6 protein-coding genes and 1 pseudogene are annotated in these 6,072 nt (G+C 40.0%); 3 read left to right on the top strand and 4 right to left on the bottom strand.

Translation table 11 applies throughout. The features are described from left to right. Positions 1-125 precede the first annotated feature (125 nt). Both D0T87_RS23250 and D0T87_RS23245 read left to right on the top strand, forming a co-directional pair. The gene (locus D0T87_RS23250; protein WP_163178514.1) at positions 126-776 is read left to right on the top strand and encodes an NAD(P)-dependent oxidoreductase; all 651 of its coding nucleotides are present in this window, start codon (positions 126-128) and stop codon (positions 774-776) included. Between the two features lie 189 nt (positions 777-965). Next, positions 966-3,206: an amino acid permease gene (locus tag D0T87_RS23245; RefSeq protein ID WP_163178512.1), complete on the top strand. Its 2,241-nt coding sequence runs from the start codon at positions 966-968 to the stop codon at positions 3,204-3,206. Between the two features lie 38 nt (positions 3,207-3,244). On the opposite strand, the gene D0T87_RS25215 is transcribed toward D0T87_RS23245, so the two are convergent. From D0T87_RS25215 to D0T87_RS23225, 4 genes are all read right to left on the bottom strand, one after another. Further along, positions 3,245-3,565 carry a type II toxin-antitoxin system RelE/ParE family toxin gene (locus tag D0T87_RS25215; protein WP_163178510.1) on the bottom strand — a complete coding sequence of 107 codons (321 nt, stop codon included), beginning with the start codon at positions 3,563-3,565 and terminating at the stop codon, positions 3,245-3,247. Beyond that, a complete protein-coding gene (locus D0T87_RS23235) occupies positions 3,553-3,771 on the bottom strand; it encodes a hypothetical protein (protein ID WP_163178508.1) in 219 nt (72 codons plus the stop codon). Before D0T87_RS23235 ends, D0T87_RS25215 begins: the two co-directional genes overlap by 13 nt. A gap of 206 nt (positions 3,772-3,977) precedes the next feature. Continuing rightward, the gene (locus D0T87_RS23230; RefSeq protein WP_163178506.1) at positions 3,978-4,313 is read right to left on the bottom strand and encodes a zinc ribbon domain-containing protein YjdM; all 336 of its coding nucleotides are present in this window, start codon (positions 4,311-4,313) and stop codon (positions 3,978-3,980) included. A gap of 67 nt (positions 4,314-4,380) precedes the next feature. Beyond that, the gene (locus tag D0T87_RS23225) at positions 4,381-5,376 is read right to left on the bottom strand and encodes a GlxA family transcriptional regulator (protein WP_163178504.1); all 996 of its coding nucleotides are present in this window, start codon (positions 5,374-5,376) and stop codon (positions 4,381-4,383) included. A gap of 158 nt (positions 5,377-5,534) precedes the next feature. On the opposite strand from D0T87_RS23225, the pseudogene D0T87_RS23220 reads away from it, so the two are divergent. Next, positions 5,535-5,975: pseudogene (locus D0T87_RS23220) on the top strand (acetyl-CoA hydrolase); the annotation flags it as partial. Positions 5,976-6,072 lie beyond the last annotated feature (97 nt).

Raw genomic sequence — 6,072 nt, 5'->3', positions numbered from 1 at the left:
AGAAGTCAATTCAAATCGTCACGCAACGAAAATCTTCTGAAACCACGATATACAAAACATTTCAAAGAACGATTTTTATTTTTTAGTGCCCACTAGTGAAAGAACATATTAAAAAGTAAAACAATATGAAAGGAATTGCAATTATCGGAGTAAGCGGATTCGTAGGATCTGCCATCTTGCATGAAGCATTAACAAGAGATTTACAAATCAACGCCATCGTACGTAATCCGCTTAATGTAATGGTAACCAGCCTCAATCTCACCGTGAGTGAAGGTGATGTAATGAATGAAGACAAACTTGCCCAACTACTTTCCGGAAAAGAAATTGTGATCAGCGCATATAACCCCGGATGGAAGAATCCAAATATATATGATGATACACTGAAAGGATATAAGAGCATTATCAATGCAGTTAAAAAAGCCGGCGTCAAACGTTTATTGATTGTAGGCGGTGCGGGTTCGCTCTATGTTGAACCAGACAAAACCCTCATCGAGTCCGGAGGAATACCGGCATCTATTCTACCGGGGGTAAAGGGATTGGCAGATGTATATTATAACTACTTGAAACCTGAAAAAGATATCGATTGGGTATTCTTTTCTCCTGCAGCAAGTCTCGTACCTGGAAATAGGACTGGAAAATACCAACTGGGCAAAGACAACATGATTTTTGACGATAAAGGAGAAAGCACCATCTCAGTAGAAGATTATGCCAAAGCTATGCTTGACGAATTGGAGAACCCGGCACATCATCAAGAGCGATTTACAATAGGTTATTAGACATTTTATTGTTTCTATATTATCGGCTTTATAAAACGTTTTTTGTAGATTTGCGGTAATCATTGCAAATCAAATAAGAAACGTATTATGAGGAAGCATGAGCTATAAAGAAGCCAAAGAATACCACAAACTTGTATTCGGTGAAATAATCGGTGTGTATGGATTAAAAAATAAACCAGATCTTAAAAGATGAACCAACCCAAACCCTTGAAACCTAATAGCGGACTAGGTACCGCTCCTGTATATTTCACCGCGATATCGACCATTCTCGGAGCGATCCTTTTTCTTCGCTTCGGTTTTGCTACCGGTACATTAGGTTTCTGGGGTACCATTGGTATCATCATTTTGGGTCATCTCATTACTATTCCTACTGCACTCGCCATCTCTGAAATCGCTACTAATAAACGTGTAGAAGGTGGAGGCGAGTATTTTATAATCTCCCGTTCATTCGGATTGAAAATTGGTTCTACGATTGGGATTACACTTTATTTTTCCCAAGCCATTAGTATTGCCTTTTATATTATAGCTTTTACCGAAGCATTTGCTCCTTTTTTCGATTGGTTTCATACACAATACGGTTATGAGTTACCACGTCAGGTCATCAGTGTTCCGGCGGTTATAACATTAGCTTTAGTTATCCTATACAAAGGAGTTAATTCGGGAATGAAGATTCTATATATTGTAAATATCCTCTTATTGGTTGCTCTGGGGCTATTCTTTATGGGAGGTCCTATTGAATCTGTTAGTGACCCAACACAACTTCCCGGAAACAACTTTGGTTTCTTCAATAATGATAAGTTCTTCATTCTATTTGCTATTTGTTTCCCTGCATTTACGGGAATGACAGCAGGTGTCGGACTCAGCGGTGACTTGAAAAATCCGGGTAAATCCATTCCGCTGGGAACAATGGGAGGAACATTGACTGGATTAATCGTCTATATACTTGTTGTATGGAAATTATCGGTATCTGCTTCGCAGGCAGATTTAATAAGCGATCAACTTATTATGTCTCGAATTGCCTTGGCAGGTCCTATTATTATTCCTATAGGACTGGCAGCATGTACTTTCTCATCTGCACTGGGTTCCATACTGGTTGCTCCACGAACATTACAGGCTGTTGCTATGGATAAGAGCTTACCTATCGGTCGTATTAACACATTTCTGGCTAAAGGAAAAGGAGAAACAAAAGAGCCTTTCAATGCAACTGTTGTATCTTCAATCATTGCTGTATTCTTTGTACTGATGGGCAGCATCGACCTGGTTGCAGAAATTATCTCCATGTTCTTCCTGTTCACTTACGGCAGTTTGTGTTTAATTTCGTTTCTGAATCATTTTGGTTCTCCCCCTTCCTACCGCCCGCGTTTTAAATCGAAATGGTTTCTTTCACTTGGAGGTTTTTTACTTTCGGTATGGGTAATGTTTATGATAAGTCCGCTGTATACTATATTAGCGACTATTCTTATTGTTGTTATCTACCTGTTAATAGAACATTATAATAAGGATCAGAAAGGGGTTGTCGATATTTTCAGGGGTGCGTTATTCCAACTGAGCAGGCACTTGCGGGTTTTCATGCAGAAAAGCCAGTCGACTATTGAGAATGAAGAATGGCGTCCATCTGCTATTTGTATTTCACCTAATTCTTTTGAGCGTGATAAAGTATTAGAACTAATGAAATGGATCAGCCACCAACATGGTTTCGGTACATATTTCCATTTCATTGAAGGTTATTACGGAAAACAAACGTTCCATGAAGCACAGGAAGTATGCCGGCAACTGATTGATCTTCAAAAAGGGGATAAAAGTGCGTTGTATATTGATACGATGATTTCTCCGTCTTATACATCGGCAATAGCTCAGGTTATTCAGGCACCTTCTATTTCGGGTATGGAGAACAACATGGTAGTGTTTGAGTACGATAAACAGCATCCGGAAGAACTATTACGTATTGTGGATAATATCAATCTGGTTAAAGCCGGTGATTACGACATCTGCATTTTTGCTGGTTCCAGCTATCCGATCCGTAACCGAAACGATATTCATGTGTGGCTACGCCCGGCAGATGAGAAAAACACAAACCTGATGATTCTTTTAGGGTACATCATTATGGCTCATCCTGACTGGAAAAAGAGCCAGATCAAGATATTTGCATTCTCTACAACAGATGAAAGTGAAAGTGTAAAACGAAACCTGGAAGAACGCATTGCTGTTGGACGACTACCAATTACCTTAACCAATATTGAAATCGTTGTACTTGCAGAAGGGCGATTTTTCAGTGATGCAGTAACGCAGTATTCCAAGCATGCAGGATTGACTATTATCGGATTCCCTGATGAGATCAGTAAAAATGAACCTATGGAATTCTTTACTAAATTTGATAGTGTTGGAGATGTGTTGTTTATAAATTCATCGCAACATAAGGAGATTAATTAGTAAACGACTGCAATATGTTGTTGTGAGAACAACATATATTAATCAATATCCCACGGAAGTTCATCGAATAATTTAAGTGGATTCTGACGGCAATCCCAAATGGTTACAATATACACAGTTTGTTTATCAAAATGGTAGATTATTTTGTAATACTTATCTATAACCAAAGAATAGAAACACCACAAATCATTTGATAGTTGAGTTTCCGCTAATCCTGCTTGAGGAAAAACACATAATATCTCAACACCTTTATTTATGCGTTCAACAATTGTTTTGAGTCTCTTAGGTTGATTTCTATGAAAATAACGAATCTCGTGTAATCTGATACATGCTTTAGTTGAAAATATTATTGTAACCATGAATCCATATCAGCTTTTATTTCCTCCCAAGTATGCACCCTTCCCGCCTTTATATCTTCCATGGATTGACGGATTTCTTCCTTTAACTCCTCCATGGTAAATTGGCAAGGCCGTTTACCTTGTACATGATATGTTGCTGTTGGTTCTGATAAGATAAATTGTTCTTGATCTTCTTCGTGTTTCGGATATTTCTTCTTTTCTTTCATGTTTGTAGTTATGTAAGTGCTAAGCAAAGATAATCATTATGAGTAATAAATCTACTTTATTTTTTATTTTTTCGACCTACTACCTCCCTCTTCGGGGCAGCAAGGCGGCAGCAAGGCGGCAGCAAGGCGGCAGCAAGGTGCTACACCCAGGCCCCCATGTGGCATCGAAACCTGGAAGCGGCACCTTGCCGCCGCCTTGCCGCCTGCTAGTTCTTTTTGAGGAAGCAGGTTTTGAGTACGATGCTTGAACCGTCGATTTTGCAATCTACTAGTTCAGGGTCTTCTGTGAGTCGGATATTTTTCACTTTTGTTCCTCGCTTAATAACCATTGAAGAACCTTTTACGGGCAAATCTTTGATTACGGTTACAGCATCTCCGGTTTGTAGTTCTGCGCCATTACTATCTCTTGGAACATTGTCCATTACTTCAGTTTCAGTTTCTCCTGCCAGCCATTCGTGAAAGCAATCGGGACATATGTTCATTGTACCATCGAAATACGTATTCTCCATATTGCACTTTGGGCAATTCGGTGTTTCTGCCATCTTACTTATTATTTAATTTATTAATAAAGGGCGCAAAGATAGTCTATTTATCACTTAACTGCAACTCTTAAATACTTCCAAACCGCCGCCTGTATTCAACAGGTGATATTTCCAGGTATTTAATGAATACCTTCCGCATATTATCTACCGATCCCAATCCACAGATATCGGCTATTTCTTTTAATGACAATTGCGTATCTACCAGATATCTGCAAGCCGTTTCTATTCGTAGTTTATCTATATATTTGGCTGGAGTTATACCTGTTTCGCGTATAAAAACACGGGCGAAATTGCGAGCACTCATTAATGATTGTTCTGCAAGTCGCTCAACAGTCAGCGTTTCGTGCAGATGCTCCATTATCCAGCTTTCAACTTCCTGAATCGGCCGGTAATCTGCTTGTTGATGTGTCAGTACAGAACTGTATTGCGATTGATTACCCGGCCGCTTCAGATAGAGCACCATTTGCTTGGCTACCTCAATAGCCAATGGCCTGCCAAAATCTTCCTCCAACAGGGCAAGAGCCAGATCCATCCCTGCCGATATTCCGGCCGATGTATATACATTTCCATCTTTTATGAATATCGGATTAGCATCGACCTTCACTTCAGGATAATCCTGTGCCAGTTTATCGCAAACTTCCCAGTGGGAAGTCACCTTATGTCCTGCAAGCACTCCGGCTTCGGCCAATAGAAATATTCCTGTACATACAGAACAGATACGGCGTACCCTCCCGGCTTGTTCACTAATCCATTCGAGTACCTGTTTTCCGGCATTATAGCTACATACGCAGGAGTTAGGCACTCCCGGAATAAATAAAGTATCTATCGGATAATCTACTGTTCGGATGGTATTTTCACACTGAATGGACAGCCCGGACGCGGTACAAATAGTCTTTCCACGTCCGGCGGAAACCGTATGAAGTTTATAAGTAAAAGGTGCATTGGATTCTTTGCTATCCATGCAATCAATGCCCTGTGTAAATACTTCGTAAGGACCTGTCACATCCAACAATGTAACATTTGGTAATACAAGAAAAGCGATATGCCTGACTTCTGTTTTCATTCGTTTGGGTGCTTCTGCGTAAAGATACGTATCCCTTTTTACATTTTGGCAGTTTTGGACGTATTATTGTCATTTGAGCCAAAAGATTCTCTCATTACTTTTGTATAATCAATATAATTGTTGTTTTGAAACACAGATTAACTATAAAAAAAGATACAATGGCTATAAGTAGAGTGACCGCCCAGGAAGCGGCAGCAATGATTCGACATGATGATAATATCGGTTTCAGCGGATTTACCCATGCAGGTTGTCCGAAAGTTGTTCCCGTGGCTTTGGCCAAACGCGCCGAGGAAGAACATATTAACGGCAATCCTTTCAAAGTAGGAGTATTTACCGGGGCTTCTACCAGCGATAGTATTGATGGTGTACTTGCCCGCGCAGACGCTATCAAATTCCGTACTCCCTACCAGACTAACACGGATATACGCAATGCAATTAATGCAGGAAAGATACCTTATTACGATCTTCACCTGTCTACATTGGCGCAAGATCTTCGCTATGGATTTTTCGGAAATGTAGATGTAGCTATCATCGAAGCATCTGATGTAACAGAAGATGGTGAAATTGTACCGACTTGCGGTGTGGGTATCACTCCTACTCCTGAGTTTGGCGCTTTTCTCTCATTCAAATTCGTTTCCACTGACATTCAGTGAGTTATAATTTATTTGTATTCAAATAGGGTGTCCCATCTGTGTG

The organism is Bacteroides sp. 51 (genome assembly GCF_010500965.1).
Classification (GTDB): domain Bacteria; phylum Bacteroidota; class Bacteroidia; order Bacteroidales; family Bacteroidaceae; genus Bacteroides.
This window is presented reverse-complemented; position numbering and strand designations above follow the sequence as displayed.

Excerpts from the sequence above, each read along its gene's own strand:
- D0T87_RS25215 (WP_163178510.1), bottom strand. The coding sequence starts at position 3,565 with ATGGTTACAATAATATTTTCAACTAAAGCATGTATCAGATTACACGAG.
- D0T87_RS23250 (WP_163178514.1), top strand. The coding sequence starts at position 126 with ATGAAAGGAATTGCAATTATCGGAGTAAGCGGATTCGTAGGATCTGCC.
- D0T87_RS23225 (WP_163178504.1), bottom strand. The coding sequence starts at position 5,376 with ATGAAAACAGAAGTCAGGCATATCGCTTTTCTTGTATTACCAAATGTT.
- D0T87_RS23230 (WP_163178506.1), bottom strand. The coding sequence starts at position 4,313 with ATGGCAGAAACACCGAATTGCCCAAAGTGCAATATGGAGAATACGTAT.
- D0T87_RS23245 (WP_163178512.1), top strand. The coding sequence starts at position 966 with ATGAACCAACCCAAACCCTTGAAACCTAATAGCGGACTAGGTACCGCT.
- D0T87_RS23235 (WP_163178508.1), bottom strand. The coding sequence starts at position 3,771 with ATGAAAGAAAAGAAGAAATATCCGAAACACGAAGAAGATCAAGAACAA.